Annotated in this window: 23 protein-coding genes and 1 pseudogene; 15 read left to right on the top strand and 9 right to left on the bottom strand. The window is 49.5% G+C overall.

Annotated elements, in window-relative coordinates; translation table 11 throughout:
• Positions 1 to 126 precede the first annotated feature (126 nt).
• Positions 127 to 1,122 (bottom strand): type I glyceraldehyde-3-phosphate dehydrogenase, encoded by a 996-nt coding sequence (gene gap, locus R4537_RS14015; RefSeq protein ID WP_000153499.1) that lies wholly within the window; start codon positions 1,120 to 1,122, stop codon positions 127 to 129.
• Positions 1,123 to 1,421: 299 nt separating this feature from the next.
• Here gap and msrB point away from each other — a divergent pair, with 299 nt between their 5' ends.
• Positions 1,422 to 1,865, top strand: coding sequence for a peptide-methionine (R)-S-oxide reductase MsrB (gene msrB, locus R4537_RS14010; RefSeq protein ID WP_071178495.1), 444 nt, complete (start codon positions 1,422 to 1,424; stop codon positions 1,863 to 1,865).
• Between the two features lie 39 nt (positions 1,866 to 1,904).
• On the opposite strand, the gene R4537_RS14005 is transcribed toward msrB, so the two are convergent.
• Positions 1,905 to 2,729 (bottom strand): DUF2989 domain-containing protein, encoded by an 825-nt coding sequence (locus R4537_RS14005; RefSeq protein WP_071178494.1) that lies wholly within the window; start codon positions 2,727 to 2,729, stop codon positions 1,905 to 1,907.
• A 103-nt stretch (positions 2,730 to 2,832) separates the two neighbouring features.
• On the opposite strand from R4537_RS14005, the gene R4537_RS14000 reads away from it, so the two are divergent.
• A complete protein-coding gene (locus R4537_RS14000) occupies positions 2,833 to 3,120 on the top strand; it encodes a YeaC family protein (protein ID WP_032470924.1) in 288 nt (95 codons plus the stop codon).
• A 97-nt stretch (positions 3,121 to 3,217) separates the two neighbouring features.
• Here the strand turns inward: R4537_RS14000 and ansA are convergent, their stop codons facing one another.
• Positions 3,218 to 4,231: an asparaginase gene (gene ansA, locus R4537_RS13995; protein WP_000101386.1), complete on the bottom strand. Its 1,014-nt coding sequence runs from the start codon at positions 4,229 to 4,231 to the stop codon at positions 3,218 to 3,220.
• Positions 4,232 to 4,347: 116 nt separating this feature from the next.
• Positions 4,348 to 6,198 carry a signal peptide peptidase SppA gene (gene sppA, locus R4537_RS13990; RefSeq protein ID WP_071178493.1) on the bottom strand — a complete coding sequence of 617 codons (1,851 nt, stop codon included), beginning with the start codon at positions 6,196 to 6,198 and terminating at the stop codon, positions 4,348 to 4,350.
• A gap of 229 nt (positions 6,199 to 6,427) precedes the next feature.
• On the opposite strand from sppA, the gene R4537_RS13985 reads away from it, so the two are divergent.
• Positions 6,428 to 8,428, top strand: coding sequence for an NADPH-dependent 2,4-dienoyl-CoA reductase (locus R4537_RS13985; RefSeq protein WP_071178492.1), 2,001 nt, complete (start codon positions 6,428 to 6,430; stop codon positions 8,426 to 8,428).
• Positions 8,429 to 8,500: 72 nt separating this feature from the next.
• Here R4537_RS13985 and purU read toward each other — a convergent pair whose 3' ends face one another.
• Entirely contained in the window at positions 8,501 to 9,334 is an 834-nt protein-coding gene (purU, locus tag R4537_RS13980; protein WP_000412706.1) for a formyltetrahydrofolate deformylase, read from the bottom strand.
• Positions 9,335 to 9,603: 269 nt separating this feature from the next.
• Here purU and R4537_RS13975 point away from each other — a divergent pair, with 269 nt between their 5' ends.
• The 8 genes and pseudogenes from R4537_RS13975 to rnd all read left to right on the top strand — a co-directional run bounded on the left by R4537_RS13975 (position 9,604) and on the right by rnd (position 17,377).
• Positions 9,604 to 9,807 carry a hypothetical protein gene (locus tag R4537_RS13975; RefSeq protein WP_000356701.1) on the top strand — a complete coding sequence of 68 codons (204 nt, stop codon included), beginning with the start codon at positions 9,604 to 9,606 and terminating at the stop codon, positions 9,805 to 9,807.
• A 90-nt stretch (positions 9,808 to 9,897) separates the two neighbouring features.
• On the top strand, positions 9,898 to 11,838 hold the full coding sequence (locus tag R4537_RS13970; RefSeq protein ID WP_001897475.1) for a DNA repair helicase YoaA: 1,941 nt from the start codon (positions 9,898 to 9,900) through the stop codon (positions 11,836 to 11,838).
• Positions 11,835 to 12,533 carry a tRNA (adenosine(37)-N6)-threonylcarbamoyltransferase complex dimerization subunit type 1 TsaB gene (gene tsaB / locus R4537_RS13965; protein WP_071178491.1) on the top strand — a complete coding sequence of 233 codons (699 nt, stop codon included), beginning with the start codon at positions 11,835 to 11,837 and terminating at the stop codon, positions 12,531 to 12,533. The genes R4537_RS13970 and tsaB overlap by 4 nt, the downstream gene beginning before the upstream one ends.
• A 59-nt stretch (positions 12,534 to 12,592) precedes the next feature.
• Positions 12,593 to 12,898 carry a hypothetical protein gene (locus tag R4537_RS13960; RefSeq protein ID WP_000253641.1) on the top strand — a complete coding sequence of 102 codons (306 nt, stop codon included), beginning with the start codon at positions 12,593 to 12,595 and terminating at the stop codon, positions 12,896 to 12,898.
• 16 nt (positions 12,899 to 12,914) lie between these two features.
• Complete coding sequence (locus tag R4537_RS13955; protein WP_071178490.1) at positions 12,915 to 13,472, top strand: Slp family lipoprotein; 558 nt, start codon at positions 12,915 to 12,917, stop codon at positions 13,470 to 13,472.
• Positions 13,469 to 14,323: pseudogene (locus R4537_RS13950) on the top strand (alpha/beta fold hydrolase). Before R4537_RS13955 ends, R4537_RS13950 begins: the two are co-directional and overlap by 4 nt.
• A 124-nt stretch (positions 14,324 to 14,447) precedes the next feature.
• The gene (gene fadD / locus R4537_RS13945) at positions 14,448 to 16,148 is read left to right on the top strand and encodes a long-chain-fatty-acid--CoA ligase FadD (protein ID WP_000360594.1); all 1,701 of its coding nucleotides are present in this window, start codon (positions 14,448 to 14,450) and stop codon (positions 16,146 to 16,148) included.
• Between the two features lie 107 nt (positions 16,149 to 16,255).
• Positions 16,256 to 17,377 carry a ribonuclease D gene (gene rnd / locus R4537_RS13940; RefSeq protein ID WP_071178588.1) on the top strand — a complete coding sequence of 374 codons (1,122 nt, stop codon included), beginning with the start codon at positions 16,256 to 16,258 and terminating at the stop codon, positions 17,375 to 17,377.
• Between the two features lie 107 nt (positions 17,378 to 17,484).
• Here rnd and rrtA read toward each other — a convergent pair whose 3' ends face one another.
• Complete coding sequence (rrtA, locus tag R4537_RS13935; RefSeq protein ID WP_001055415.1) at positions 17,485 to 18,042, bottom strand: rhombosortase; 558 nt, start codon at positions 18,040 to 18,042, stop codon at positions 17,485 to 17,487.
• Between the two features lie 3 nt (positions 18,043 to 18,045).
• On the opposite strand from rrtA, the gene R4537_RS13930 reads away from it, so the two are divergent.
• A complete protein-coding gene (locus R4537_RS13930; protein WP_071178489.1) occupies positions 18,046 to 18,648 on the top strand; it encodes a tRNA-uridine aminocarboxypropyltransferase in 603 nt (200 codons plus the stop codon).
• On the opposite strand, the gene R4537_RS13925 is transcribed toward R4537_RS13930, so the two are convergent.
• The 3 genes from R4537_RS13925 to R4537_RS13915 form a co-directional block, all read right to left on the bottom strand.
• Complete coding sequence (locus tag R4537_RS13925) at positions 18,642 to 19,967, bottom strand: anti-phage deoxyguanosine triphosphatase (RefSeq protein ID WP_071178488.1); 1,326 nt, start codon at positions 19,965 to 19,967, stop codon at positions 18,642 to 18,644. The genes R4537_RS13930 and R4537_RS13925 overlap by 7 nt on opposite strands.
• 71 nt (positions 19,968 to 20,038) lie before the next feature.
• Positions 20,039 to 20,623: a 5'-deoxynucleotidase gene (yfbR, locus tag R4537_RS13920; protein ID WP_071178487.1), complete on the bottom strand. Its 585-nt coding sequence runs from the start codon at positions 20,621 to 20,623 to the stop codon at positions 20,039 to 20,041.
• Between the two features lie 152 nt (positions 20,624 to 20,775).
• Positions 20,776 to 21,990, bottom strand: coding sequence for a pyridoxal phosphate-dependent aminotransferase (locus R4537_RS13915; protein ID WP_001179463.1), 1,215 nt, complete (start codon positions 21,988 to 21,990; stop codon positions 20,776 to 20,778).
• Between the two features lie 214 nt (positions 21,991 to 22,204).
• On the opposite strand from R4537_RS13915, the gene R4537_RS13910 reads away from it, so the two are divergent.
• The 3 genes from R4537_RS13910 to menH are packed head-to-tail and all read left to right on the top strand — an operon-like array spanning position 22,205 to position 26,002.
• Entirely contained in the window at positions 22,205 to 23,512 is a 1,308-nt protein-coding gene (locus tag R4537_RS13910; protein WP_071178486.1) for an isochorismate synthase, read from the top strand.
• Entirely contained in the window at positions 23,509 to 25,221 is a 1,713-nt protein-coding gene (gene menD, locus R4537_RS13905) for a 2-succinyl-5-enolpyruvyl-6-hydroxy-3-cyclohexene-1-carboxylic-acid synthase (protein WP_071178485.1), read from the top strand. The genes R4537_RS13910 and menD overlap by 4 nt, the downstream gene beginning before the upstream one ends.
• Complete coding sequence (gene menH, locus R4537_RS13900) at positions 25,211 to 26,002, top strand: 2-succinyl-6-hydroxy-2,4-cyclohexadiene-1-carboxylate synthase (protein ID WP_071178484.1); 792 nt, start codon at positions 25,211 to 25,213, stop codon at positions 26,000 to 26,002. The genes menD and menH overlap by 11 nt, the downstream gene beginning before the upstream one ends.
• The last annotated feature ends 4 nt before the right edge of the window (positions 26,003 to 26,006 follow it).

The raw sequence follows: 26,006 nt of genomic DNA, 5'->3' as shown, positions 1-26,006 counted from the left end.
TTTTGGCTTGCTCTGAGATTTGGTGAAATAGCGAGCAAAAGACTCGGAAACACCAATACTCAGATACCAAAAAGGCGACCCTAGAGTCGCCTTTTTGTCTAACGAATTTCTTCGCTAATCACTACATTACTTAGAGATGTGAGCGATCAGGTCAAGAACTTTGTTTGAGTAACCGATTTCGTTGTCGTACCAAGATACCACTTTAACGAATTTGTCAGTCAGTGCGATACCTGCGTCAGCATCGAAGATAGAAGTGCGAGTGTCACCATTGAAGTCAGTAGAAACTACTGCATCTTCAGTGTAGCCTAGGATACCAGCCAGTTCGCCTTCAGAAGCTGCTTTCATAGCTGCCTTGATGTCGTCGTAAGACGCTGCTTTTTGCAGGTTAACAGTCAGGTCAACTACAGAAACGTTAGCAGTTGGTACGCGGAAAGCCATACCAGTCAGTTTGCCGTTCAGTTCTGGAAGAACAACGCCTACTGCTTTCGCTGCGCCAGTTGAAGATGGGATGATGTTTTGAGAAGCACCACGGCCACCGCGCCAGTCTTTTGCTGAAGGACCGTCAACTGTTTTTTGAGTTGCAGTTGTTGCGTGAACAGTGGTCATCAGGCCAGACTCGATACCGAAGTTGTCGTTCAGTACTTTTGCGATAGGCGCCAGACAGTTGGTAGTACAAGAAGCGTTAGAAACGATGTCTTGACCCGCGTAAGTCTTGTGGTTAACACCCATTACGAACATTGGAGTCTTGTCTTTTGAAGGACCAGTCAGAACAACTTTCTTCGCGCCTGCTTCGATGTGTTTACGAGCAGTTTCGTCAGTTAGGAACAGACCTGTTGCTTCAGCAACAACGTCAACACCGATTTCGCCCCATTTCAGGTCAGCTGGGTTACGTTCTGCAGTTACACGTACAGTTTTGCCGTTAACGATCAGGTTACCGTCTTTAACTTCAACAGTGCCGTTGAAACGACCGTGAGTTGAGTCATATTTCAGCATGTACGCCATGTAATCAACGTCGATCAGGTCGTTGATACCAACAACTTCGATGTCATTGCGCTCTTGCGCTGCACGGAAAACAAAACGGCCGATACGGCCAAAACCGTTAATACCTACTTTGATAGTCATTATAGTTGCTCCACAACTTAATTTCTGATTAAAGATAACTGGTAGTAAAATTACAGAATCCAGTTAAAAGCTGCAACAGATAATCGGACTTAACTTGTTTAAAGTCAAAAAAAAGCACCGCTTTTTTTCACAATCGTTTGCAACTGATTAACTTTTAAACTTGAGCCTGCTTTTTATGCCTACCAATTGACGTAGAATGTGGCGATGGATGAGTACCGCACACACTAAAAAATCTTGCTCAAAATAGAGCGAAAAAGTATGTGCCACAAACTGTGAATTAGGCAAGTTTTTCACAAAAAATGGTCAGTGAAGCGATAAGCAAAAAGGAAACAGAAAGGGTGGAATTCGAATCAAAAGATCTGCACAAGCCTGATGAATACTGGCGTGAGCATCTGACGGAAGAGGCGTTTTATGTCTGCCGTCAACAGGGAACAGAAGCACCATACTCAGGCAGGCTGTTGCATAATAAAGACACGGGTCTTTATCACTGTACCTGCTGTCAAAGCGCTCTGTTTAGCTCTGAAAATAAATACGATTCGGGCTGTGGTTGGCCAAGTTTTGATGCGCCGATTAATGAGCTGGCGATACGCTTTTTGGATGACTTCAGTCACGGTATGGTGCGTACCGAAATACGTTGTGCAGCCTGTGATAGCCACCTTGGGCATGTTTTTGAAGACGGTCCTAAGACGACCGGATTGAGATTTTGTGTGAACTCAGTGTCGTTAATTTTCAACAAAAAGTGAATAAGCGGTGATAAATTCACCGCTTATTATTGAGGCGCTTTATCGCTCGTTAGGCTTGGGTAGAGTGGTCTTGGTGTAACTACCGTTACGGATCTTTTTAGCAATCGCGCGGGCAGTATCATCCAATGCAGAAAATTTCTCTTGGCTAAAACCGTAAAGTCGTTTCATTTCTGTTGCAGAAGCAACCGAGACCCCAAACTCTTTGCCAATCATAGCCCATAGATAAGCCTGTTCTTTGTCGTGCAGTGCGTGGTAGTTACTGGCTAACGCTTTCAATATCTCAGTATTGAGTGGTTGACCATTGCTGAGCTCAAGCGTTTTGTGCAGCAGCTCGATGGTTTTTGGTTTATCTCGGTCAGTATAAAAAGTGGCGAGAGCGTACTGCATTTCAGTCGTTTCTAGTTCAGGTTTACCTTCTAGTTGCAAAAAGGCACGGCGCGCCGCGTGATCGCCAATTTGGCTCCACAAGAAATAGAGTGCTTGCGGAGAGTTGGACTGTTTCAATTCTGCCACGATGCGCTCTTGCTCTTTGCCTGAATTGACTAAAGCTTTAAAGCGGTTCTCTTTTAGCTTTGTTTGATCAATTGCTTGGATTTGTGAAGCAAGCTCAAGACATTTTCGATAAGCACTGACTAAATGGTATTCTTTGATGCTTTTTTCATCACTCGGTGATTTCAAAATTTCAAAGCGATGCCATATAAGGTCGGTTCTTGGAATGCGGCACTGCCCGTCGTCCATATTGAGCTGCTCACAGCGCAAATTAGGGTTGTCGGCACAGAGCTTTTCGGTATTTTTGCGATTCTCGAAACAGCCATTCAATAGCACTAGGCTTGCGAGAATAAGTAACGGTTTAGTCAAATTCATAATATCGGCTTGTGATCAAATACACTTATTTATTTAGCTGTTCTTGACGCATTACGCTAGCTCGTTATGTTGGCGGCACATCACTTTTGAGCAGGATGAGATCATGGACACCCAACAACTGATTAATGCAATTACGCCTGAAGCTTATCAGCGCCTACTGTACGCCGTAGAAACAGGCAAGTGGCCTGAGGGTACACCACTTTCGCAACAGCAGCGAGATTCCTGTATGCAAGCTGTGATGTTGTATCAATCTAAGCATAATACACAGGCTGACCATATGTCGGTTGGTGTGGGGGGCGAGGTGGTTTTTAAGTCGAAAGCGGAATTGAAAAAGCGCTTTTCAGAAGGGGAAGAGGATATTCTGCGCGTTAATCCCAACCAAGATGCATAAATAACCCTCAATCGAACAATGAGCCTCGCATTACGCGAGGCTCATTGGCAACCATGTTAAATGGGGGAGATCGCTTTTCGATCTTCGGTTTCAATAATTACAGCGTCATTTCACCACGTAACACTTGCTGCATTTTGGCTTTCACTTCTTCATAGGAAAGGTTTTGGCTGAGTAGATAATGCAGTTTGGCGAGTGCCGCTTCGGGCGTCATATCATAACCACTGATCACACCCGCATCAGCCAGTGCACAACCTGTAGCGTAGCCGCCCATATTGACTTTGCCCGCAAGACATTGGGTCAGGTTAACCACAATCACCCCACGTTCAGAAGCCGCTTTGAGCTGAGCCAATAATTCGGGATTTTGCGGTGCATTGCCGACACCAAAAGTGAGCAGGATCATCGCATTCACGGGTTGCAATAGGGTATTGCGGATCACCTCATGAGAAATGCCGGGGTACATGGTAATCACACCAATCGGTTGTGGCGTTATCGGGTTGACTTTGAATTCACTACTCGGTTTTTCATCCACTTTGACGTTGGTGCTCAGTTCAATATTGATGCCTGCTTCTAATAGCGGCGGCAGATTTGGTGAGCTGAAAGCACTAAAACCGTCGGCGTGTGATTTGCGGCTGCGGTTGCCACGCATCAAACGATTATTGAAGAACAGAGTCACTTCATTGATAGGGTAATTGGCTGCGACGTGCAAGGCATTAAGCAAGTTGGCTTGGCCGTCTGAACGCAGATCCGCCAGTGGGATTTGTGAGCCTGTGACAATCACAGGTTTGCCTAAGTTTTCGAACATGAACGACAGTGCTGAAGCGGTGTAAGCCATGGTATCCGTACCGTGGAGGATTACAAAACCGTCGTATTTGTCGTAGTTGGCCGCAATATCGTCAGCAATAAGCTGCCAATCGGCAGGCGTCATGTCAGACGAATCCATCAAAGGATCGTATTCATGAATGGTAAACAGAGGCATTTCTGGGCGGTGAAACTCCGGCATGCTGGCTAATTGCTTTTCCATAAACCCTGCAACAGGAACGTAGCCGTGATCCGATTTTTTCATGCCAATGGTGCCGCCTGTATAGGCGATATAAATATGTTTTCTTGCCATAGCGAGAAATCACTCAGTGTAGGGAACAGAGCGGCGATTATAGCGAAAACTCTTGCAATAAAAAGAGGCGCTTCTTGCAAAGCGCCTCGGTATATCAAGGGTTGTGACCGCGTAGACTATTCTACTTGGCAGGGCAGACAGAACGCATATTGCCCCTTGGGATCATTCAATTGATTGAGCAGCGACGTTTGTTGTTGCCACTCTACTGCCAAGGGTTGCAGTGATTTTGGCAAGAGAGTGGAGACATCCAAACCTAAGCTGACACGCACTTGTCCGAGCAGATCTTGGAAAAACTGCTGGACAGGGGTGAGTGGCTTTTCAACCCAGTACAAGTTGTATCGCTCCAATTGCGCCAGATTGGCTGCCAAACGTACGGCATCATCAAAATCACCAAGTTGATCCACTAAGCCGAGGGTTTGCGCATCTTGCGCTGTCCATACTCGGCCTTGAGCCAGTTCATCTACTGCTTTTAGCGTCAAACCGCGCTTCTCAGCAACTAAAGAAATGAAGCGCTGATAACCGTATTCAATACCCAGTTGAATCGCCTCTTTCGCACCTTGAGTGAGCCCTGTGGTCATTCCTTGTCCTGAGAAAGGTGTTGTACCGACACCATCGGTGTAAATACCAAGGTTGTTCAGACCTTTCTCGAAGGTAGTGATGACGCTGAAAATACCGATTGAACCTGTCAGTGTGGTCGGTTGGGCGACAATCTTGTCTGCACTCATCGAAATCCAGTAACCACCGGAAGCGGCAAGGCTAGACATCGACACCACCACAGGTTTGCCTGCGGCTTTTAAAGCTTCAACTTCATGGCGGATGACTTCGGAAGCAAACGCGCTGCCTCCTGGGCTATCGACACGCAGTACGACGGCTTTGACCTTGCTATCGTTACGAGCTTCGCGCAGTAATCCAGCCACAGTATCGCCACCCACGGTGCCACGTGGTTGTGAACCATCCATAATTGTACCGCTGGCGATCACAACAGCAATATTACTTGCACCGCTCTGCGTTGTTGGCTTAACAGTGGTTTTGTATTCGTAGTAACTGATGGCGTTATAGCTGTCTTTTCCATCGCTACCAAAAGTTTCTGATAAAGCCTTGCGGACTTGTTGACGGGTCGCCAGTTCATCGACGAGGCCGACTTTTTGGGAAAGTGCAGCTAAGTCACCATTCACTTCTTTCAACTGGGCGACAAACTCCTCCATAGAAAGCGTGAGGGATGAAATATCAATTTTACGATTCGCCGCAACATCATCGATATAGGCTCCCCACAACTGAGTTAACCAACGAGAAGCGGATTCACGTGATTCTGCTGACATATCATCACGCACAAAAGGCTCAATTGCCGATTTGTAGGTGCCGACACGAAAGACGTGAGTGGTGACATCCAATTTCTCAAGCAGAGTTTTGTAGTACATGGAGTAGGCGCTATAACCTTTTAGCAGTACGGCACCATCTGGAGCGAGGTAGATTTTGTCCGCATAACTTGCCAAGTAATATTGGCTCTGATTATAAAAATCCCCAACCGCAAACACAGGCTTACCGGAGGCTTTGAATTCGTTGATCGCTTTGGCGATATAACGCAGCTTAGTTAAGTTGGTTTCTGGCATGTCTCCTAAAGCCAACACAAGCCCGGTGACATTGTTGTCATTTTTCGCATGGCGTAAGGTTTCAACAATATCAAACAGCACGTTTTCGCGAGGGAGTTCTTCACCAAACACGGAGCCCGTAAAAGATTCCATTGGATTGATGTGCGTACTCTGTTCAACAATCGGGCCAGACAGATTGAGCACCAGTGCCGAGGATTTATCCATGGTGGGTAGCGGGGCGTCAGCGTGGACATAAATAAAGTAAATGATGCCAATACTGAGTAAGAAAATAAGGTTAGTCAGTGCCAGCCTGATGAAGGTGATCGCTTTCCAAATCCCTTTCAAAATCAGCCCAACAAAACGAAATAGTGATTTCATGGTATCTCCAGACCAACGGAGTGGCACAACACTCCAAAGCTTCAGATGTCTAGTGCATATCAGCGCACAACGAACCACATCCTACGTTATCTGATCGGGGCAAACAACAATCTTGCAAACCAGCGTAACCTTGATCGCTGTTACACAAATGTAAACACTTGTTTGATTTTTGTAATTGGCAAGAATATTCTGGTCAGACCATATCAATAAGAAGCAAAGTGAAGTCGCTATGTACCCAAATCTATTTCAGCCTCTCGATCTTGGTTTTACTCAGCTCAAAAATCGTGTGTTGATGGGCTCTATGCATACTGGCTTAGAAGAAAATAAGGAAGGGCTGCACAAGCTGGCGGCCTTTTATGAAGAACGAGCCAAAGGTGGCGTAGGCTTGATTGTGACGGGTGGCTTTTCGCCTAACTTGCGCGGCCGTCTGCACCCATTCAGCGCTGAATTTAGCAAAACTAAGCATGCCAAAGCCCATAAAGTGGTGACAGAAGCGGTGCACCGTCATGGCGCTAAAATCGCTTTGCAACTGCTGCATGCGGGGCGTTATGCGATGCATCCATTTTCACAAAGTGCTTCCGCGATTTGTGCACCGATTGCCAAGTTTGCCCCGAGTGAAATGAGCACTCGCCAAATCCGCAATGCCATCCAAGACTTCGCCAATAGCGCCGAGCTTGCACAACTGGCGGGCTATGATGGCGTCGAAGTGATGGGGTCAGAAGGTTATTTGATTAACCAGTTCATCTGTAAGCGCACCAACATGCGTTACGACGAGTGGGGCGGCAGTTATCAAAACCGCATTCGTTTTCCAGTTGAAATTGTTAAAGCTATCCGTGAAGCGGTTGGCAAAGAGTTCATCATTATCTTTCGTCTGTCGATGCTCGATTTGGTGGAGCAGGGCAGCACTTTTGAAGAGGTGGTGGTGCTTGCCAAAGCCTTAGAAGAGGCGGGTGTCACCATTATCAATACCGGGATCGGCTGGCATGAAGCGCGTATTCCCACAATAGCGACCCAAGTGCCGCGTGCCGCTTTTAGCTGGGTGACGGAGAAGATCAAACCCTATTTAAAAGTGCCTGTCGTGACCTGTAACCGCATTAACACGCCGGAGCAAGCGGAGAAAATTTTGGCGAGTGGTCAGGCGGATATGGTGTCGATGGCGCGCCCATTTTTAGCCGATGCGGATTTTGTACGCAAAGCGCAAGAAGGGCAGAGCGCGCTCATCAATACCTGTATTGGTTGTAATCAAGCTTGTTTGGACAACGTCTTTCGTGGCAAACGTGCGAGCTGCTTGGTGAACCCGCGCGCTTGTTATGAAACTGAGATTGTGGTTAAACCCGCGCAGAGCAAAAAAATTGCGGTTGTCGGTGCTGGCCCTGCCGGTTTAGCGTTTGCGACGACCGCTTCAGAGCGTGGTCATCAAGTGGATCTGTTTGAACGCAACGACAGAATCGGTGGCCAATTCCGTCTTGCGATGCAGATCCCCGGCAAAGAAGAGTTTCGGGAAACCATTCGCTATTTTGCTAACCGGATTGATCAAACTGGCGTGAAGTTGCATCTGGGTTGTGAAGTGCAATTTAGCGATCTGCGTGGCTACGATGAAGTGGTGATCGCCACGGGCGTGACACCTCGCAAAATCGCCCTAGCGGGGCTGAGTGAATCATCAAAAGTAGTTGATTACCAAACCTTAATTCGCGAAAAGACACCCGTAGGCCAAAAGGTCGCGATTGTCGGCGCTGGCGGTATTGGGGTGGATGTGGCGAGCATGCTCACCGAGCCGAAAGATCAAACTTTAGATGATTGGTTATACGAATGGGGGATTGATAAAGCCATCGAGCACCCCGGCGGTTTGTACCCATATCCTGAGACAACCAGTGAGCGTGAAGTCTGGCTGCTGCAACGGCGCAAAGGCGCGGTGGGTAAAGGGCCGGGTAAAACCACGGGCTGGATCCATAAACGCACGTTAGAAAAACGCGGTGTGCATTTGGTTGGTGGCGTGCAGTATCAGAAAATCGATGAGCAAGGTCTGCATATCGAGCGTGATGGAAAATCAGAGCTGATTGATGCTGATAGTGTGGTGATTTGTGCAGGTCAAGAATCCGTGCGTCCTTTTGAGGCGCAGTGGGCTGAGCTGGGAGATAAGCTGCATGTGATTGGTGGGGCGGATGTCGCCGGAGAGCTGGATGCTGCGCGCGCGATTCGTCAAGGTGTGGAACTGGCGGTGCGTTTGTAATCCCGTATAAAGAAACCGCAAATTTAAAGGGCACTTCAGTGCCCTTTGTTGTTTCCGATTGGAAAATAGAAATTACAGAATGACAGTTTTGTTGCCGTAGACAAATACATGATCATTCAGCACTTTATTGAGTGCTTTGCTGAGCACATTTTTCTCCACATCGCGCCCAGCTTGCGCCATATCTTGCGCGCTAAAGGTATGATCGACCGGAATCACGTCTTGCTTGATGATCGGCCCTTCATCGAGATCGTTCGTCACAAAATGCGCTGTTGCACCAATGATTTTTACACCGCGCTCATAGGCTTGCTGATACGGCTTCGCACCGATAAAAGCGGGCAAGAAACTGTGGTGGATATTGATGATTTTATGGTGAAAACGCTCCACAAACGCAGGTGTCAGCACACGCATATATTTGGCGAGAACCAGATAATCTGGTTGATATTGGTCAATCACGTCTAATAGCGCCTGTTCGTGAGCTTCACGCGACAAACCTTCATGGGACACACAGTGGTAAGGAATATCAAAACGCTCAGTCAAACGTTGTAGCGTGTCATAGTTGCCGACTACCGCAGCAATATCCACATCCAGACTACCATCGTAGTTTTTCATCAAAATATCGCCTAAGCAGTGCGCTTCTTTAGTCACCAGAATGACGATGCGTTTGCGGCTCGAACTGATCAGTTTACGCCTAGTACCTTGAGGTAGAGCATGGTCGAGGTCGGCCAGCAGCGTTGCGTCATTGAAATAACCTTCCAATTCGGTACGCATGAAAAAATGACCGCTGGCATTATCCACGAATTCATTATTGTGGATGATGTTGAGTTGATGCTTGTAACAAATATTGGTGATCTTGGAGATCAGTCCCGGCGCATCAGGACAATGCGTCAGCAGGGTTTTTTTTTCCATTGATAACAACTTCCATGCAAAAATAAAAATCCCCTTTCTCTTTGAAATAACAAGGCTATTTTTTGCCATTTCAGCCAGTCTGGGTCTAGCGAATTTTTTCATTCTAAAAAACAAATCGGCGGCGGCTGAACGGTGAGCCAGCCCGCAAATACGCACCTATAATTAATCTATTATCAAGACAGATTCAATCGCTTTAGCCAAGTAATACTTAGGTTCATTGTGCATTGAGTAGGTAGTTTCTTATTGTTGAGAGTAGTAAGGGGTCGGATATGGATAAAGAACTTCTCGCACGTAAATTGTATGTCGAGCGGGTTGAGGCACTGCTCGGGGATCAGCCTATGGATGAGCATATTTTGGAAGAGATGTGGGAAAACCGCGCCTCCCCTTCTGAAGCAGCCAAAGCCATGACCATCACCCCGACATCGGGTTATGATGCTCCACCTTGGCTTGCTCGTTATCTCAATCGCAAGTAAATCTTTCTCTGCGGTGTGAATGAGATTGTCATTCGCACCGCAGAGAAAACCTGCCATAATCGCGCCATTTCCGTTGCACAACGAACTGGCATGATTGAAAAAACCTTTTCCCAGCAAGGCGCTTTAGGCCAAGCCATTCCGGGCTTTCAACCCAGACAAGCACAAGTCGATATGGCGAAAGCGGTCGCCAGTGCTATCGCCAACCAATCTCAATTAGTGGTTGAAGCGGGTACCGGAACCGGCAAAACCTTCGCGTATTTAGTGCCTGCGCTGCTCAGTGGCAAAAAGGTGATCATCAGTACCGGTTCTAAAAACCTACAAGAGCAGCTTTTCCATCGCGATTTGCCTTTAATGGTCAGTGCGTTAGGCTTTTTCGGCCAAGTCGCTCTGCTCAAAGGGCGTGCTAACTATCTCTGTCTTGACCGCCTAAGTCGGCAAATGGTCGAAAGCCATACTCCCGAATCTGATCCCACGCTGCTCACTCAGTTGGTGAAAGTGCGCAGCTGGGCATCCAGTACCCAAAGCGGCGATTTAGGTGAATGTGATGATTTGGCGGAAGATAGCCCGATCATCCCAACCATTACTTCAACCAACGACAACTGCTTAGGGAAAGAGTGTGCCAGCTACCAAGACTGCTTTGTTTCCAAAGCGCGTCGTCGCGCGATGGATGCCGATGTGGTCGTGGTGAACCATCACCTATTTCTGGCCGATTTGGCGATCAAAGAGACGGGCTTTGGTGAGTTAATTCCGGAAGCCGAAGTGTTTATTTTCGATGAAGCGCACCAACTGCCGGACATCGCGAGCCAATATTTTGGTCAGTCGGTATCGAGCCGACAAGTGCAAGAGCTGGCGAAAGACATTGAACTCGGTTATCGCACCGAAGCGAAAGATATGCGCCAACTGCAAAAAGTGTCTGACAAACTGGTACAGGCGGCAATGGATTTGCGCATTGTGCTTGGTGAGCCGGGCTATCGTGGCAACTGGCGTGAAGTGCTGAAAGTGCCGACAGTGGCAAGAGAAGTCGAACGGCTCAATGAAGCGCTGCAATTTGCGTTGGATGTGCTCAAGCTGGCTTTGGGGCGCAGTCAGCTTCTGGATACCGCATTTGAACGTGCAACTTTGATCTTAGGCCGCATTCGCCGTGTGTGTGATGTTTCTGTCACTGGATATTCCTATTGGTATGACACCACGCCGCGCCATTTCAGTTTGCACATTACTCCACTGTCGGTAGCCGATAAATTTCGTGAACAGATTGCGCTAAAAGAGGGCGCGTGGATATTCACTTCCGCCACCTTAGCGGTCAACGAAGATTTCAGCCACTTTACTGAGCGGCTAGGGCTGACGCCGAGTGCGCAGTTTTCGCTGGTCAGCCCATTTGATTATCAGCAGCAAGCCGTATTATGCGTGCCGCGCTATTTACCCGAGCCGAACAGTCCAGGCCTTGCTGAGAAACTGGTACGCATGCTCGCGCCAGTGATCGAACATAACCAAGGGCGCTGTTTCTTTTTATGTACCTCGCACAGCATGATGCGCGATCTAGGCGAGCGTTTTCGTGAACGTTTGACCTTGCCAGTGTTGATGCAAGGAGAAACCAGTAAGCAGAAAACGTTGGCTGAATTTATGGAGCTGGGCAATGCCCTGTTGGTCGCAACTGGCGCTTTCTGGGAAGGGATAGACGTCAGAGGCGACACTTTAAGCTGTGTTATCATCGACAAATTACCGTTTACTGCACCGGATGATCCGCTGCTCAAAGCGCGGATTGAAGATTGTCGTTTGCGCGGTGGCGATCCATTTGCGCAGGTGCAACTACCGGAAGCGGTGATCACCTTAAAGCAAGGTGTGGGGCGGTTGATCCGCGATAAAAATGATAAAGGCGCATTGATCATCTGTGACAATCGATTGGTCACGCGCGATTATGGTGGGGTGTTCCTCGCCAGTTTACCGCCGATTCCGCGCACGCGGGATCTGGACGTCGTCACCACTTTTCTACAACAATTAGCTATAACTGAAATCAATCAGAGAGACTCATGAGCGTAAAAATTCTCGCCTTAGATACGGCCACCGAGCGCTGTTCCGTCGCGCTACTCATCGGCAATGCTGTTTATTCACGCAGTGAAATCGCCCCGCGTGATCACACCAAAAAAGTATTGCCTATGGTGGACGAAGTCTTAAAAGAAGCAGGCGTAACGCTACAAGAATTGGATGCTTTGGCTTTTGGCCGTGGCCCGGGAAGTTTTACTGGGGTACGGATTGGCATTGGAATTGCACAAGGTTTAGCCTTTGGGGCAGATCTGCCGATGATTGGCATTTCGACCTTAGCGGCGATGGCGCAAGCGGCGTATCGCTTGCAGGGGTTAACCCATGTTGCCAGCGCGATTGATGCGCGCATGGAAGAAGTGTATTGGGGGCGCTATGTGCGTCAAGAAGATGGCAGTTGGCAAGCCGCGGAAGCGGAGTGTGTGATTGCACCTGCGCTGTTAGCGCAGACCTTAACCCAAGATGAGCAGATTTGGGCAACCGCAGGAACGGGTTGGGATGCTTATCCCGCACTGGCGGATCTGCCGTTGCAACTGCAAACCAGCGAAGTGCTTTACCCTGATGCGCAAGATATGGCTTATTTGGCTCAGTTCGAATTAGCGCAAGGCAATACAGTGAGTGTGGAGCAGGCAAGCCCTGTGTATCTGCGCGATACTGTGGCTTGGAAAAAACTGCCGGGTCGCGAGTAAGGCTAAAACCGTCAGGCAGAAGATGAGCGCTCACTCACTCGCAAACGAATAGGAACAGTATGGTTTCAATTAATGGATTACCTCCGGCGCGACTGCCTGGCACCAATAAAACCTCGAAAACGGGGAAAAAGGGCGAGGTCAGTCAGAGCGAGAGTGGCAAAAGCGTTTCATCGACCAGCAAAGTCGCGACGGCGGTAGCGGAATCGATCCGTCAGGTCAATGAGTCAGATATCCATCGCGCGCAAGTGCAGTACGATTTGCCTGAAGGGCGGGGTCGTAAAGCGATGGAAGAGTACCTGAATGTGATGAATCAAGCGCGCAAAGAGGAACTTGCGCAGCTGCTTGGGGTCGATATCTACATCTAAAACTGAGGTGAAGTCGATGAAGATGCATGTGCTGAAATTTCTCATACCCACCATGGCTCTGCTGCTGTCTGCTTGTGCGAGCTTGCCACCTGAGTTGGGCAATTCCGATGATAAAAGTGTCGTGACTCAATATTCGGCTTGGCTTGAGCGCGATCCGGCTACGCAATCACCCGTTCGAATGGGCGGCGTTGTTGCCAACATCAGCAACCAAAAAGATCGCACCCGCGTTGAGCTGGTCAACCTACCGATTGATAGTGCAGGGCGTCCCAACATCCATCAAGAGCCGCAAGGTCGGTTTGTCGCTTACGTGCCGGGATTCTTGGACCCAATCACTTATGGTGAAGGTCGCTTGCTCACGCTTTATGGTACAACCGCACCATCTGAACAAGGCAAAGTGGGTGACTATGAACACACTTATCCGGTGATGAATGCACAAGGCTATCATTTGTGGCGTGTCGAAGAACGGGTTCAAATTGATGATATTGAACCCTACATGTTCCCTTGTCGTGGCTTCTATTGCTGGCCTCGCACTATGTCTGAGCGGGACGGAAAGATCATTCAAGAAGTCAAATGAACCCTATTTCAACCACTTATCTGCTCGATCAAGGCCAATTAGCGGCCATTGAAGTTGGCAATGCAAAAATGGCCGAAGTCTCGGTCATTTTTATTCACGGCTGGCTGGATAACGCGGCGAGTTTCATGTCACTGATGCCTGCGTTACATGCGCTGGCACCTAAGCTACATCTGTGCGCGGTTGATCTGCCCGGTCACGGTTTATCCAGCCATAAAGCGGGTTACTCTGCATTTCACGACTATATCGATGATCTCGATCAGCTGTTGCTCAACATATCGCCAAACAAACCGGTGCTAGTGGGGCATTCGCTTGGTGCTTAAATCGCAAGTTGTTATAGTGCCGCCTTTCCCGAGCAAGTCAGCGGTTTAGTGCAGATAGAAGGCTTCGGCCCACTCTCTGAACCTGCCACGCACAGTGTCACGCGTTTGCGGCAAGGGATACGCTCGCGCCATGCGTTACGCAACGCAAAACCTCGTGGGTATGCCAGCTTTGAACATGCACTGCGTCACCGTGCTTTGGCCAATCAGTTACCGGCTGAATTGCTGCGTCCGTTGGTCGAACGTGGCATTTATCAGTATGACGAGCAGTGGTTCTGGCGGCATGATCTTAAGCTCAAGGCGGACTCTTTATATCGTATGACGCCGGAACATGCCGCGCAGGTGCAAGAATCAATTCGTTGTCCGCAGCAGGTGATTTTGGGCTCGCAGGGGTTTGCCACACTCAAGCAACAAGCACAAAACCCAGAGTTTGCGACCATCCCCATAGCAGCAGTGACGGGCGGGCATCACTGCCATTTAGAGCAACCTCAAGCGGTCGCTGAATTGATTTTTGGCTTAGTTAACAAAATTTAAACAAGTGTTTGAGAGTTACGTGCTCAAGCACCTCGGCTGTGCTGTAATAGCGGTCAGCATTTGCATAACTACTGCATGATGACAACAACAAGAATAGCGCCAGCCAATAACGAGGAGTATTACCGTGGATAAACCTTGGCTTTCACGTTATCCGAAAGACGTACCGGAAACCATTAATCCTGATCAGTACCCATCACTGGTCGAAATGTTTGAACAATCGGTACATAAGTACGCGGATCAGCCAGCCTTCATGAATATGGGCGCGGTGATGACATTCCGTAAGCTGGAAGAGCGCAGCCGCGCCTTTGCGGCTTATTTACAAAACGATCTCAAGCTGAAAAAAGGTGATCGCGTCGCTCTGATGATGCCGAACTTGCTGCAATACCCTGTGGCGCTGTTTGGTGTTCTGCGTGCTGGCATGATCGCCGTGAACGTCAACCCACTTTACACTCCGCGAGAGCTAGAGCATCAACTGAATGATGCGGATGCGCGCGCGATTGTGATCGTCTCAAACTTTGCTAACACCTTAGAGCAGATCGTTGCCAATACACAGGTCAAGCATGTGGTGCTGACCAGTCTTGGACAGATGCTGCCACGCGCCAAAGGCACAATTGTCGATTTCGTGGTGAAATACGTCAAAGGCATGGTACCTAAGTACGATCTGCCGGGCGCGATTTCGATGCGTAAAGCGCTGCACAAAGGCCGCCGTCTGCAATACGTGAAGCCGTTTATGTCCGGTGAAGATATTGCTTTCCTGCAATACACTGGCGGTACAACGGGTGTGGCGAAAGGCGCCATTCTGACCCACCGCAACATGGTTGCGAACGTGCTGCAAGCCAAAGGGGCTTATGGCCCTGTGCTGCAAGAGGGGCGCGAGTTGGTGGTCACTGCACTGCCGCTGTACCACGTGTTTGCCTTAACCGTAAACTGCTTGCTGTTTATTGAAATGGGTGGCCGCAACTTATTGATCACTAACCCGCGTGATATTCCGGGCTTTGTGAAAGAGCTGCAAAAGTACCCATTTACAGCCATTACCGGTGTAAACACCCTGTTTAATGCGCTGGTTAATAACGAAGATTTCCACGAGCTCGACTTCAAAAATATGAAGTTAGCGGTTGGTGGCGGTATGGCAGTACAACGCGCTGTTGCTGAGCGTTGGAAAAAGACTACCGGTGTCCATTTGCTCGAAGGCTATGGTCTGACCGAGTGTTCGCCACTGGTGACCGGCAACCCATACGATTTGACCGATTACACGGGCGCGATTGGTTTGCCAGTACCGTCAACCGAAGTGCGGATTGTGGATGATGCGGGTAATGTGGTGCCTAACGATCAAGTTGGTGAACTGCAAGTGCGTGGCCCACAAGTCATGCAAGGTTACTGGCAGCGCCCTGAAGCGACCAAAGAAGTGCTCAATGCTGAGGGATGGCTTTCAACCGGCGATATCGTGAAATTCGATGACCAAGGTTTGATCCACATTGTGGATCGAAAGAAAGACATGATTCTGGTTTCAGGCTTTAACGTTTATCCGAATGAAATCGAAGATGTGGTGGCGCTGCACGGCAAAGTGCTAGAAGTCGCAGCGATTGGTCAGGCTAACGATGTTTCTGGCGAATTGGTGAAGATTTATGTGGTGAAGCGCGATCCGAGCCTGACCAAAGACGAAGTGATTGCTCACTGTCGTAAGCATCTGACCGGTTATAAAGTGCCAAAACTGGTTGAATTTCGTGACGATCTGCCAAAAACCAACGTGGGCAAAATCCTGCGTCGTGTGCTGCGTGAAGAAAATGACGCACAGTTGGCAGCAAAGGCGAAGCAAAGCGCATAAGCTGTACCCAGCTGCGAGTATTTTTATTTTAGAATGCCGGCCGTGATTGCCGGCATTTTCTTTCAAATGAAGTGCCTCTTCTTTTGAGTAACAACTGCGAGTTATCTGTGAATTATCAAATTATTAGCCAACTTGGCGATCTACAACGAGTCTGTCTTGCTGCCCGTGATGCGGATGTGGTGATGCTGGATACCGAATTTGTCCGCACCCGTACCTTCTTTCCGCAACTGGGGTTGATCCAGATGTTTGATGGGGAAAGCCTGTCACTGATTGATCCCACCGTGCTGGATGAAATGACACCGTTTGTCGAGTTATTGCAAGACACTTCGGTATTGAAAGTGCTGCACGCTTGTGGCGAAGATTTGGAAGTATTCCAGAATGCGTTTGGCTGCACGCCTTTCCCTATGGTCGATACCCAAATCATGGCTGCATTTTTAGGTTATGGTTTATCCACTGGGTTTGCCGCGTTAGTGCAAGACCAACTGCAAGTGGAGTTAGACAAAAGCGAATCGCGTACCGATTGGTTAGCACGCCCGCTGAGTGACAAGCAATTGGAATACGCCGCGGCCGATGTGTTCTATCTGCTGCCAATGTACGAAAAACTGGTCGAGCGAGTGACCCAAGCCGGCTGGTGGGACGCGGCATTGCAAGAAAGTGAACTGCAAGTGGCCAAACGCACCAAAGTCAGCAACCCAGAGCTCGCTTATCTAGATATTAAAGGGGCTTGGCAGCTTAAGCCTAAAGAGCTGGCGATCCTCAAACCCTTAGCCACATGGCGTTACCATGAAGCGGTAAACCGAGATTTGGCGCTCAACTTCGTGATTAAAGAAACGGACTTACTGACCATTTCGCGTTTGGCGCTACGTAGTCCGAAACGGATGGAAGAAGAGGGGGTTGATCCGCATGCGATTCGTCGTCACAGCAGCAAAATCATTACCATGGTGAAGGCTGCGCTAGAAACCCCTGCCGATGCGTATCCGCCAGAAATTGTGCCGATCATGGAATACCCAGGTTACAAGCAGCTGTTTAAGCGTCTAAAAGATGAAGTAAAGAGCGTTTCGAACACCAGTGGCCTCGCGACCGAGTTTCTGGCCTCGAAAAAACAGCTTAACCAACTGCTGAGTTGGGTATGGAAGCGCGATCGCGACCCAGCCCGCTTGCCAGATTTAATGCAAGGGTGGCGTTTACCATTACTTGGCGAGAAGCTTAATACGCTCGTCTCGAAATAATCCCCTTCCTACTTGGCGCAGCGTTTTGGTGAAGTTTATTCGCTTCCCTACCGCGCCAAGTGGTTTTGAATATGAATAGCTAAACGATGTAGGTGCGAATTGAAGTCCTAGTCTTTTTTTCGCACTCTCTTTCGCAAGCTAAACAGCATGACGCTGAGTAATAAGCCACTGACTAAACCGGCTAAATGGGCTTCCGTCGCTACTCGTGCGCCAATCAGCTCTGCGGTGCTAGCGGATGCGCCAAACCACAGTTCCCATGCGACTTTTCCGATAACGCCAAGCACTAACAGCCAACTGCTGCGTCGTCCATTCAGTGCTTCATTCAGCGCGTAGTAAGCAAACAGACCATGCAAGGTGCCGGAGAGCCCAACATAAGACTGCATGTCGGAGGCGAGAATCATCACTCCCACCGCAAGACTAGTCAGTAGCAGAGGGATCAGTAACTGACGTGCTGTGGGTTTAAACACAAAGCTGATGATCCATAATGCGGCAAGGTTCATCGCCCAGTGGGCAAAGTTGGTGTGTGCGAAGTTTCCTGTTAGGATGCGCCACCATTGACCTTGTTCTATGGCGCTGAAGTGCCATAGAGTCAGCTCATGCAGTGGTGGCCACTGCAAACTTAAACTCAACAGGCTTATTGCCAATAACAGCAGGTAAAGATTCACGTCATGTCCCGTTATTGTTCCGAGTGTGGTAAAGCGCGTAAAGCGTGCTTGTGTCCGTCCATTGTCGCGCTGGAAAGTGCGGTTGAGCTTATCATTCTTCAGCACCCAACGGAACAAAAGCGCCCACTCGGTACCGCGCGCATTCTCAGCTTGTCATTGGCTAATTGTCGGCTATTGGTGGGCGAAGATTTTCGTGAGCATGACGAGTTAAACCAACTGCTGGCAGAGCCAGATGTGGACCACTATGTGCTTTATCCGAATGAACAGGCGCAAGAGTGCACCGAGATAAGCCTTGTGACAGCGCGCAAAACGCGGGTGATTTTGCTCGATGGGACGTGGAAAAAAGCCTACAAGATGTGGCAAATCAACACTCAACTGCATGACTTACCGAGCCTACATTTGCCGGACGAGTGTGTTGGACATTACCGAATTCGTAAAGCGCCGGATGATACCGCGCTTTCGACTGTGGAGGCGGGGTATCATCTGCTCCAAAAATGGCAACCTGAGCGTGACTTTTCACCACTGCTCAAGGTGTTTGATGCCATGATTCAATATCAGATCGATCAGATGCCGGAAGGCGTTTTCGAGCGAAATTACCGTCAGTAATGACTCTGCGCTGAGAAGAGCTGCTGATGCAGTCGCTGCGCGTAAGCATCCGTCATCGCGGCAATGTAATCGCAGATCACGCGCATGCCTTCCTCTTGCTCTTGGGCTTTGCGCCACTTTTCACCGGTGGCTTGTGGCAGTAAGCGCTCTGGGTCAGCGCTCAATGCTTCAAACAAATCCATGATCAGTTGCTGGCCTTTGTATTCAAAGCGCTGTACCTGCGGAATTTGAATCACGTATTGGCTTACAAAGTGCTTGAGCACTTCAAGCGCATTGCCCATGTGCGGCTCGATATAAGCATTGAACGCCAACAGTTCATTATGGAATGGCGCTTCCACTGGTTTCACGCTGATACTGGTTAAAAGCGCATTCACAATGCCGCCAATCGCATCTTTGCGCACATAGTGTTTGCCAGAAAACAGCATCTCACTGAGCTCGGCAATATGTTCTTCAAACCAAGGGTCGCCACACTCGGCAAGCTGCGCCGCTGCGGCTTCTTGCCACTGCGCGCGGGTTACCATACCCAGCACAATCGCATCTTCCAGATCATGCACGCCGTAAGCGATGTCATCCGCAAGTTCCATGATCGAGCAATCGAGCGATTTAAAGCGGGTTTTACGATGCTCTTTGGGGGAGCTTGGTTCTGCGCGCATTTGCCCCAGCAATTCATGGTCACTTTCACACAGCGGCTCCAGCACCCAGTCCAAGCTCGCGAGATCACAATCGTAGATGCCTTTTGCAGGCGACCAATCTTTAGCTTTCAGTTGGCGTTGGTGGGCGACCGCTGGAGGTGGTGTTGCAGCGCGCGTGGCACTCAGCAACGCAGGGTATTTCAAAAGCCCGAGTAGCGTGCGGCGCGACAGGTTCATGCCGTGATGCTCAGTGTAAGGCTCTAAGCTGGTGACGATACGAAAAGTCTGCGCATTGCCTTCAAAGCCACCGTGATCGCGCATCATATAATTGAGCGCAATTTCACCGCCATGCCCGTAAGGAGGATGCCCGATATCGTGCGCAAGGCAGAGTGAATCAATCAAGCTATCAGAGGGTAATAGCTCACGAAACTCCGGTTGTTTGAGTTTAATTTGCGCGACGATGCCGGTACCGATTTGCGCCGCTTCCAGTGAATGAGTGAGGCGAGTGCGATGAAAGTCATTTAGGCTCGTTCCGTGGACTTGGGTTTTGGCTTGCAAGCGCCGAAACGCTGCTGAATGGAGGATACGCGCGCGATCGCGCTGAAATGGGCTGCGATGATCGTTGCGGCGAATTTTGTGCTCATCATTGTTACGAGCTAACCACTCAGGGTTTAGGGATACTTGCATCGCGTTACTCCTTGCACGAACTTTCTTTTACTTACAACACGTTAACTATTGAGTTCTTAACTTACTGTGGCTTAACTGATTTCGTCCAGTGTTAGTTCAAAACTCGGAGCAAAGGTTTGCAGGAAGTACTCCATCTCTTCGCTGTGCCGTTCACGCAACGTCACATCAAGGCGTTTTTTCGCTTGAGCGTATTCATGGTTACCTGCGCTGAGTTCTTCCAAACATTTCAAATAGGCGCAAATCGCATCGGCTTGCTTAACGATGGCGCTTTCATCGGGATCGGCCGCATTGGAGATAAGAAACGGGCGAAAATCGTCGCGCAGTTCTTCTGGGAGCATCTCTAATAAACGCCGTTCGGCCGCCGCTTCGATTTTTTTGTACTCTTTGGCGATCTCGGGATTGAAATATTTGATGGGCGTGGGCAAATCCCCCGTCAGCACTTCGCTGGTATCGTGATACATGGCGAGAATAGCAATGCGCTCAGGGTTGAGCGTTCCGCCAAATTTTTTGTTTTTGATCACCGCCAGCGCGTGAGCGACAAAGGCGACTTGCAGGCTGTGTTCAGAAATATTTTCACTGGAGATGGAACGCATTAATGGCCAGCGCTGAATCAGTTTCATGCGCGCGAGGTGGGCGAAAAAATGGCTCTCTTGCATAGCACTCTCACTTCCTTGCTGATGGATTGGCTTTTCAGGGGCCGATGACGCTGAAAAGAAGATAAAAAAACAGGCTCTCTTCAGTGTATCGAAAGAGAGCCTGTTTCGCCTACCTACAATCGCAAGTCATTTTGCAACTTGCTGCCAGTGAATTATTGGCTGTAAGTGGTGATAAAGCGTTCAAAGCGACTGATGGCGATTTCCAGATCTTCCACATGTGGCAGAGTCACAATCCGGAAGTGATCCGGTTTTGGCCAGTTAAAACCACTGCCTTGTACCAGCAGCACTTTTTCTTGCACTAGGAAATCAAGCACCATTTTCTGGTCATCTTTGATCGGATACATCTTGGTATCAATTTTCGGGAACAGGTACATCGCGCCTTTTGGCTTCACGCAAGAAATCCCCGGGATTTGGTTAATCAGCTCCCATGCGCGATCACGCTGCTCGAGCAGTCGGCCGCCTGGCAAAATCAGCTCATTGATACTTTGATAGCCACCAAGCGCCGTTTGAATCGCATGTTGCATTGGCACGTTGGCACACAAGCGCATCGAGGCCAGCATATCGAGCCCTGCAATGTAGCCTTGTGCTTGCTGTTTGGGGCCAGTCAGGAACATCCAGCCACCACGGAAACCACAAACACGGTAAGCTTTGGATAAGCCGTTGAAGGTGACGACTAATACATCATCCGCTAAGGTGGCGATTGAGGTATGCACGGCGCCGTCGTACAGCACTTTGTCGTAAATCTCATCGGCGAAAATCATCAGCTTGTGCTTGCGGGCAATCTCGACGATCTCCATTAAGAAATCACGACTGTACACCGCGCCGGTTGGGTTATTGGGGTTGATCAGCACAATGCCACGGGTTTTTGGAGTGATTTTACTGCGAATATCATCGAGATCGGGATACCAATCGGCTTCTTCGTCACAGATGTAGTGCACGGCTTTGCCGCCAGAAAGTGCCACCGCGGCTGTCCACAGTGGGTAATCAGGGGCGGGTACCAGCATTTCATCGCCATTGTTGAGCAGGGCTTGCATCGCCATCACGATAAGCTCGGATGCACCGTTCCCGATGTATACATCTTCGACGTCCAGACTGCGGATACCTTTTTTCTGGTAGTACTGCACCACCGCTTTGCGAGCGGAATAAATGCCTTTCGAGTCACAGTAACCTTGTGAAGTGGGTAGGTTACGGATCACATCGACTAGGATCTCGTCTGGGGCGTCGAAACCAAACGGGGCAGGGTTACCGATGTTAAGCTTCAGTATTTTATGCCCTTCTTCTTCCATGCGTTTAGCATGTTTAAGCACTGGTCCTCGAATGTCATAGCAGACATTATCGAGTTTTGACGACATCCCGATATTTTGCATTGTAATGTTCCTGAAAATAATCTGTTTTCTTGATCAAACTACACTAACTTGCCATTTTTTAGAATAAAAATCTAAGACAACCTGGTTTTAAAATCAGAAGACATGTTGCCTCGATCACTTGCCGAAGTAAAAGATACCCCATAGCCTTGATTTCATAAGGCTCTCTCAATAGAGTAGCCGCAGTTTACCGAATCTCTCCCCGTACGAGGTCGCTTTGTTGCATTTTTATCAGGCCGTTGCTCAATTGATGGAGCACATCCGTGGCGCGAAGGATCATGATGTTCGTTTTACTCAGCCGTTGGCCGATAAGCCACCCTTTGCGCTGATTGACTGGCTTGATGCCCAACCGATTTTCCCAAAATTTTACTGGCAATCGCGTGATACTCGTGAAGAAGTGGTCGCGCTCGGTCAGGTGTACACGTTTACCGATCCTGCTCCGGCGTATGCGATTTTAGGCGATGAGCAGCGAGTATGGGGTGGACGCTCCTTTGATGGGCATACTGCCAAAAATCCGCGTTGCATGTCTTCCTTCTTCTTTCTACCACAGATTGAACTGATTCGACGGGATGAACAGTGGTTACTCGCGGTCAATATCAATAATGAGCCGCAGCGCACGCTGACCGCACTGCAAAAACTGCTGGTGGAAGTGCCCACTTTGCGTTCGATGACAGCGCACGTCACTCGTGTCGAACACACGCCAACGGCGGCTAAATGGCATGATTTGGTGGGAAAAGTGCTGGCGGGGATCACCGAACAACAGTTCAAAAAAGTGGTATTAGCGCGTAAAACTACCCTGACGTTGGATGCATCGCTCAGTGCGGCGCAGCTGCTCAAAGCTAGCCATGCCCAAAATCACCACAGCTTTCACTTTCTTTTGGCTCTCGATTCTCGCCACAGCTTTATGGGGTCAACCCCAGAGCGACTCTACCTACGCCATGGACAGAATCTGGAAACCGAAGCTTTAGCGGGCACGATTGGTCGGGGAGCTAATGCGACGCAAGATATGGAACTGGCTCACTGGCTGACGCATGACAGTAAAAACCTCAATGAAAATCAGTTAGTGGTAGAGGACATCATCGAAAGCCTCGCGCCACACGCCGAGCAGATCCATACCCAGCGAGAAGCGCAACTGGTGCGATTGCGTAAAGTGCAGCATCTGAAAAAACGCATTGATGCGCAGCTTAAATCTGGGGTCAATGGCGTGCAGTTACTGGGCGCATTACAACCTACCGCTGCGGTTGCAGGTTTACCTCGTCAAGCGGCACTGGCCTTCATCGCGGAAAATGAGCCTTTTGCACGCGGCTGGTACGCAGGCTCCATGGGTTATTTTAGCCATGCGCAAGCCGAGTTTTGTGTGGCGATCCGCAGTGCTTTAGTGGTGGATAAACAAGTTCAGCTCTATGCAGGCGCTGGCATTGTGCCGGGCTCGATTGCTGAACATGAATGGCAGGAGCTGGATAAAAAGCTCTCTACCTTATTGAGCTTGATAACCGACCGCTTACCGCTGGGAGTGGCATCATGAACCACGATCAAGCTTTATTGAACCGCCTTTGGTCGCGAGTGTTACTCGAAGAGTTAAGCCGTTTGGGGGTGACACAAGTCTGTGTGGCTCCGGGCTCTCGTTCAACCCCGTTGACGCTTGAGGCTAATGCGAATACGGCTTTCACGTTACATACACACTATGATGAGCGCGGCTTAGGGTTTATGGCGCTTGGTTTAGCGAAAGCCAGCCAACAGCCTGTTGCGGTGATTGTAACTTCGGGCACTGCAGTGGCGAACTTATTACCAGCCATTGCTGAATCCAAACTCACCGGTGAACGTTTAGTGGTACTTACGGCGGATCGTCCGCCTGAGCTGGTGGGGTGTGGTGCCAATCAAGCCATTGTGCAATCTGGGATTTTTTCATCTCATGTCACGGCATCGCTGGAGCTGCCTAGTCCTGCCATCCATCATCCACTTTCTTGGCTACTTACTTCGATTGATGAAGTCATGACGCGTCAAGCCCTACTCGGTGGAAGCGTACACATCAATTGCCCATTTCCTGAGCCCTTGTATTCGGCTGGGGATGAGGCAATTTATCAACCTTATTTACAACCTGTTCAGCGTTGGCGTGAGCAAGCTCGGCCGTATACCCAAGTTCATCAAGGATTAGTGCGGAGTGTTCCCGCAACAATCGATGGCTTGCTGACTAAAGGGGTGGTAATTGTTGGCTCGCTGAGCGTGCAAGAGGCTCAAGCGGCAAAGCGCTTTGCCAAAGCGATGGGCTGGCCGCTACTGTGCGATCCGCAATCGGGCATCAGTAGCCAATGGGCACATTTTGATCTCTGGCTGCAGCATCCCAAAGCACGTGAACAGCTCAATCAAGCTCAATGTGTGGTTCAATTTGGTTCGCGGGTTGTCTCCAAACGTCTGTTGCAGTGGTTAGAAGCGTGGTGCGCCACGGGTCTTGGCGAGTATCATTACATTGCGCCGCACAGCGCACGCAATAACCCTTGGCACGCCATGCAGCAGCAGTGGGTGTGTGAGATTAGCCACTGGGTAGACGTTGTGCTCAGCAAACGCTTAGCGGGTCAACATACCCAGCAAGGTTGGGCCGATGAGTTAACCCATTATGCGCAGTCGGTTCGCCAACTGGCGCAACTGCATTTCTCCTCTTCTTCCCTGAGTGAAGTCGCACTGGCGTTAGATTTAACTGAGCGCGCTACGCAAGCTGATCTGTTTTTGGGCAACAGCCTGATTGTGCGTTTGGTGGATATGTTCAGCGCGCTTGATGGGCGTGAAGTGTTTTCTAATCGTGGCGCATCTGGCATTGATGGCATAGTCGCCACAGCGTCAGGGGTGCAACGTGCGCGGCACAAGCCACTACTGATGCTGCTGGGAGATACCTCGCTACTGTACGATCTCAACTCGCTCGCGTTGATGCGCAATCCTGCGCAGCCGACCGTGATAGTCGTGACCAATAACGACGGCGGAGCGATTTTCGATCTCCTGCCTGTGCCGAGTGAGCAGCGCGAAGCGCTCTATCAAATGCCGCATGGAATGGACTTTGCTCACGCCGCCTCACAATTTGGTTTAGCGTATTGCGCGGCGCAAACCTTAGAGCACTACCAAACCTTAGTGGAAGATCATTTTGCACACGGTGCAGGTGCTTTGCTTATCGAGGTGAAAACCCCGCCGCAGCAAGCCTCCATGCACATCAGACAATTGACGTCGCAACTCCATGCTCTCTAGTCAACTGCACTTTGCCAAGCCTACTGCGCGAACACCCTTGGTGGTGTTGGTGCACGGTTTGCTTGGCAGTGGTGCGGATTGGCAACCGGTTCTCTCTCATTTAGCGCTCACTCAGTGCGCAGTATTGACGCTGGATCTTCCAGACCACGGCGCAAATCCAGAACGGCATTGTGATGATTTTGCCGAAGCGGTCGAAATGATCGAGCAAACCGTACAAGCCCATGTTACTCCTGAGATTCCAGTCATTTTGGTTGGCTATTCGCTCGGCGGGCGATTAATCATGAATGGATTAGTGCAGGGGGCTTTTTCGCGTTTTAATCTGCGAGGGGCGATCATCGAAGGTGGTCACTTCGGGTTGCAAGAGAATGAGGAAAAAGCAGCGCGTTGGCAACATGATCAGCAGTGGGCGCAGCGCTTCAGTCAGCAACCGATTGAGCATGTGTTGAGCGATTGGTATCAACAAGCGGTATTTAGTTCACTAAATCATGAGCAAAGACAAACTTTGATTGCGCAACGTAGTGCTAATCTTGGTTCATCAGTAGCACATATGTTACTGGCGACAAGTCTGGCTAAGCAGCCCTATTTATTGCCAGCACTGCAGGCTCTTAAGCTCCCCATCCATTACGTGTGTGGTGAGCAAGACAGTAAATTTCAGCAACTCGCCGAGAGTAGCGGGTTAAGTTACAGTCAGGTTGCGCAGGCGGGACACAATGTCCACCACGAACAGCCGCAAGCGTTTGCCAAGATTGTACAAGCGATGATCCACTCAATAATCGATTGAGTGA

Origin of the sequence: Vibrio paracholerae, from assembly GCF_037672085.1 — a bacterium.
In the GTDB taxonomy this organism is placed as follows: domain Bacteria; phylum Pseudomonadota; class Gammaproteobacteria; order Enterobacterales; family Vibrionaceae; genus Vibrio; species Vibrio cholerae.
This window is presented reverse-complemented; position numbering and strand designations above follow the sequence as displayed.

Excerpts from the sequence above, each read along its gene's own strand:
- gap (WP_000153499.1), bottom strand. The coding sequence starts at position 1,122 with ATGACTATCAAAGTAGGTATTAACGGTTTTGGCCGTATCGGCCGTTTT.
- msrB (WP_071178495.1), top strand. The coding sequence starts at position 1,422 with ATGGTCAGTGAAGCGATAAGCAAAAAGGAAACAGAAAGGGTGGAATTC.
- R4537_RS14005 (WP_071178494.1), bottom strand. The coding sequence starts at position 2,729 with ATGAATTTGACTAAACCGTTACTTATTCTCGCAAGCCTAGTGCTATTG.
- R4537_RS14000 (WP_032470924.1), top strand. The coding sequence starts at position 2,833 with ATGGACACCCAACAACTGATTAATGCAATTACGCCTGAAGCTTATCAG.
- ansA (WP_000101386.1), bottom strand. The coding sequence starts at position 4,231 with ATGGCAAGAAAACATATTTATATCGCCTATACAGGCGGCACCATTGGC.
- sppA (WP_071178493.1), bottom strand. The coding sequence starts at position 6,198 with ATGAAATCACTATTTCGTTTTGTTGGGCTGATTTTGAAAGGGATTTGG.
- R4537_RS13985 (WP_071178492.1), top strand. The coding sequence starts at position 6,428 with ATGTACCCAAATCTATTTCAGCCTCTCGATCTTGGTTTTACTCAGCTC.
- purU (WP_000412706.1), bottom strand. The coding sequence starts at position 9,334 with ATGGAAAAAAAAACCCTGCTGACGCATTGTCCTGATGCGCCGGGACTG.
- R4537_RS13975 (WP_000356701.1), top strand. The coding sequence starts at position 9,604 with ATGGATAAAGAACTTCTCGCACGTAAATTGTATGTCGAGCGGGTTGAG.
- R4537_RS13970 (WP_001897475.1), top strand. The coding sequence starts at position 9,898 with ATGATTGAAAAAACCTTTTCCCAGCAAGGCGCTTTAGGCCAAGCCATT.
- tsaB (WP_071178491.1), top strand. The coding sequence starts at position 11,835 with ATGAGCGTAAAAATTCTCGCCTTAGATACGGCCACCGAGCGCTGTTCC.
- R4537_RS13960 (WP_000253641.1), top strand. The coding sequence starts at position 12,593 with ATGGTTTCAATTAATGGATTACCTCCGGCGCGACTGCCTGGCACCAAT.
- R4537_RS13955 (WP_071178490.1), top strand. The coding sequence starts at position 12,915 with ATGAAGATGCATGTGCTGAAATTTCTCATACCCACCATGGCTCTGCTG.
- R4537_RS13930 (WP_071178489.1), top strand. The coding sequence starts at position 18,046 with ATGTCCCGTTATTGTTCCGAGTGTGGTAAAGCGCGTAAAGCGTGCTTG.
- R4537_RS13925 (WP_071178488.1), bottom strand. The coding sequence starts at position 19,967 with ATGCAAGTATCCCTAAACCCTGAGTGGTTAGCTCGTAACAATGATGAG.
- yfbR (WP_071178487.1), bottom strand. The coding sequence starts at position 20,623 with ATGCAAGAGAGCCATTTTTTCGCCCACCTCGCGCGCATGAAACTGATT.
- R4537_RS13915 (WP_001179463.1), bottom strand. The coding sequence starts at position 21,990 with ATGCAAAATATCGGGATGTCGTCAAAACTCGATAATGTCTGCTATGAC.
- menD (WP_071178485.1), top strand. The coding sequence starts at position 23,509 with ATGAACCACGATCAAGCTTTATTGAACCGCCTTTGGTCGCGAGTGTTA.
- menH (WP_071178484.1), top strand. The coding sequence starts at position 25,211 with ATGCTCTCTAGTCAACTGCACTTTGCCAAGCCTACTGCGCGAACACCC.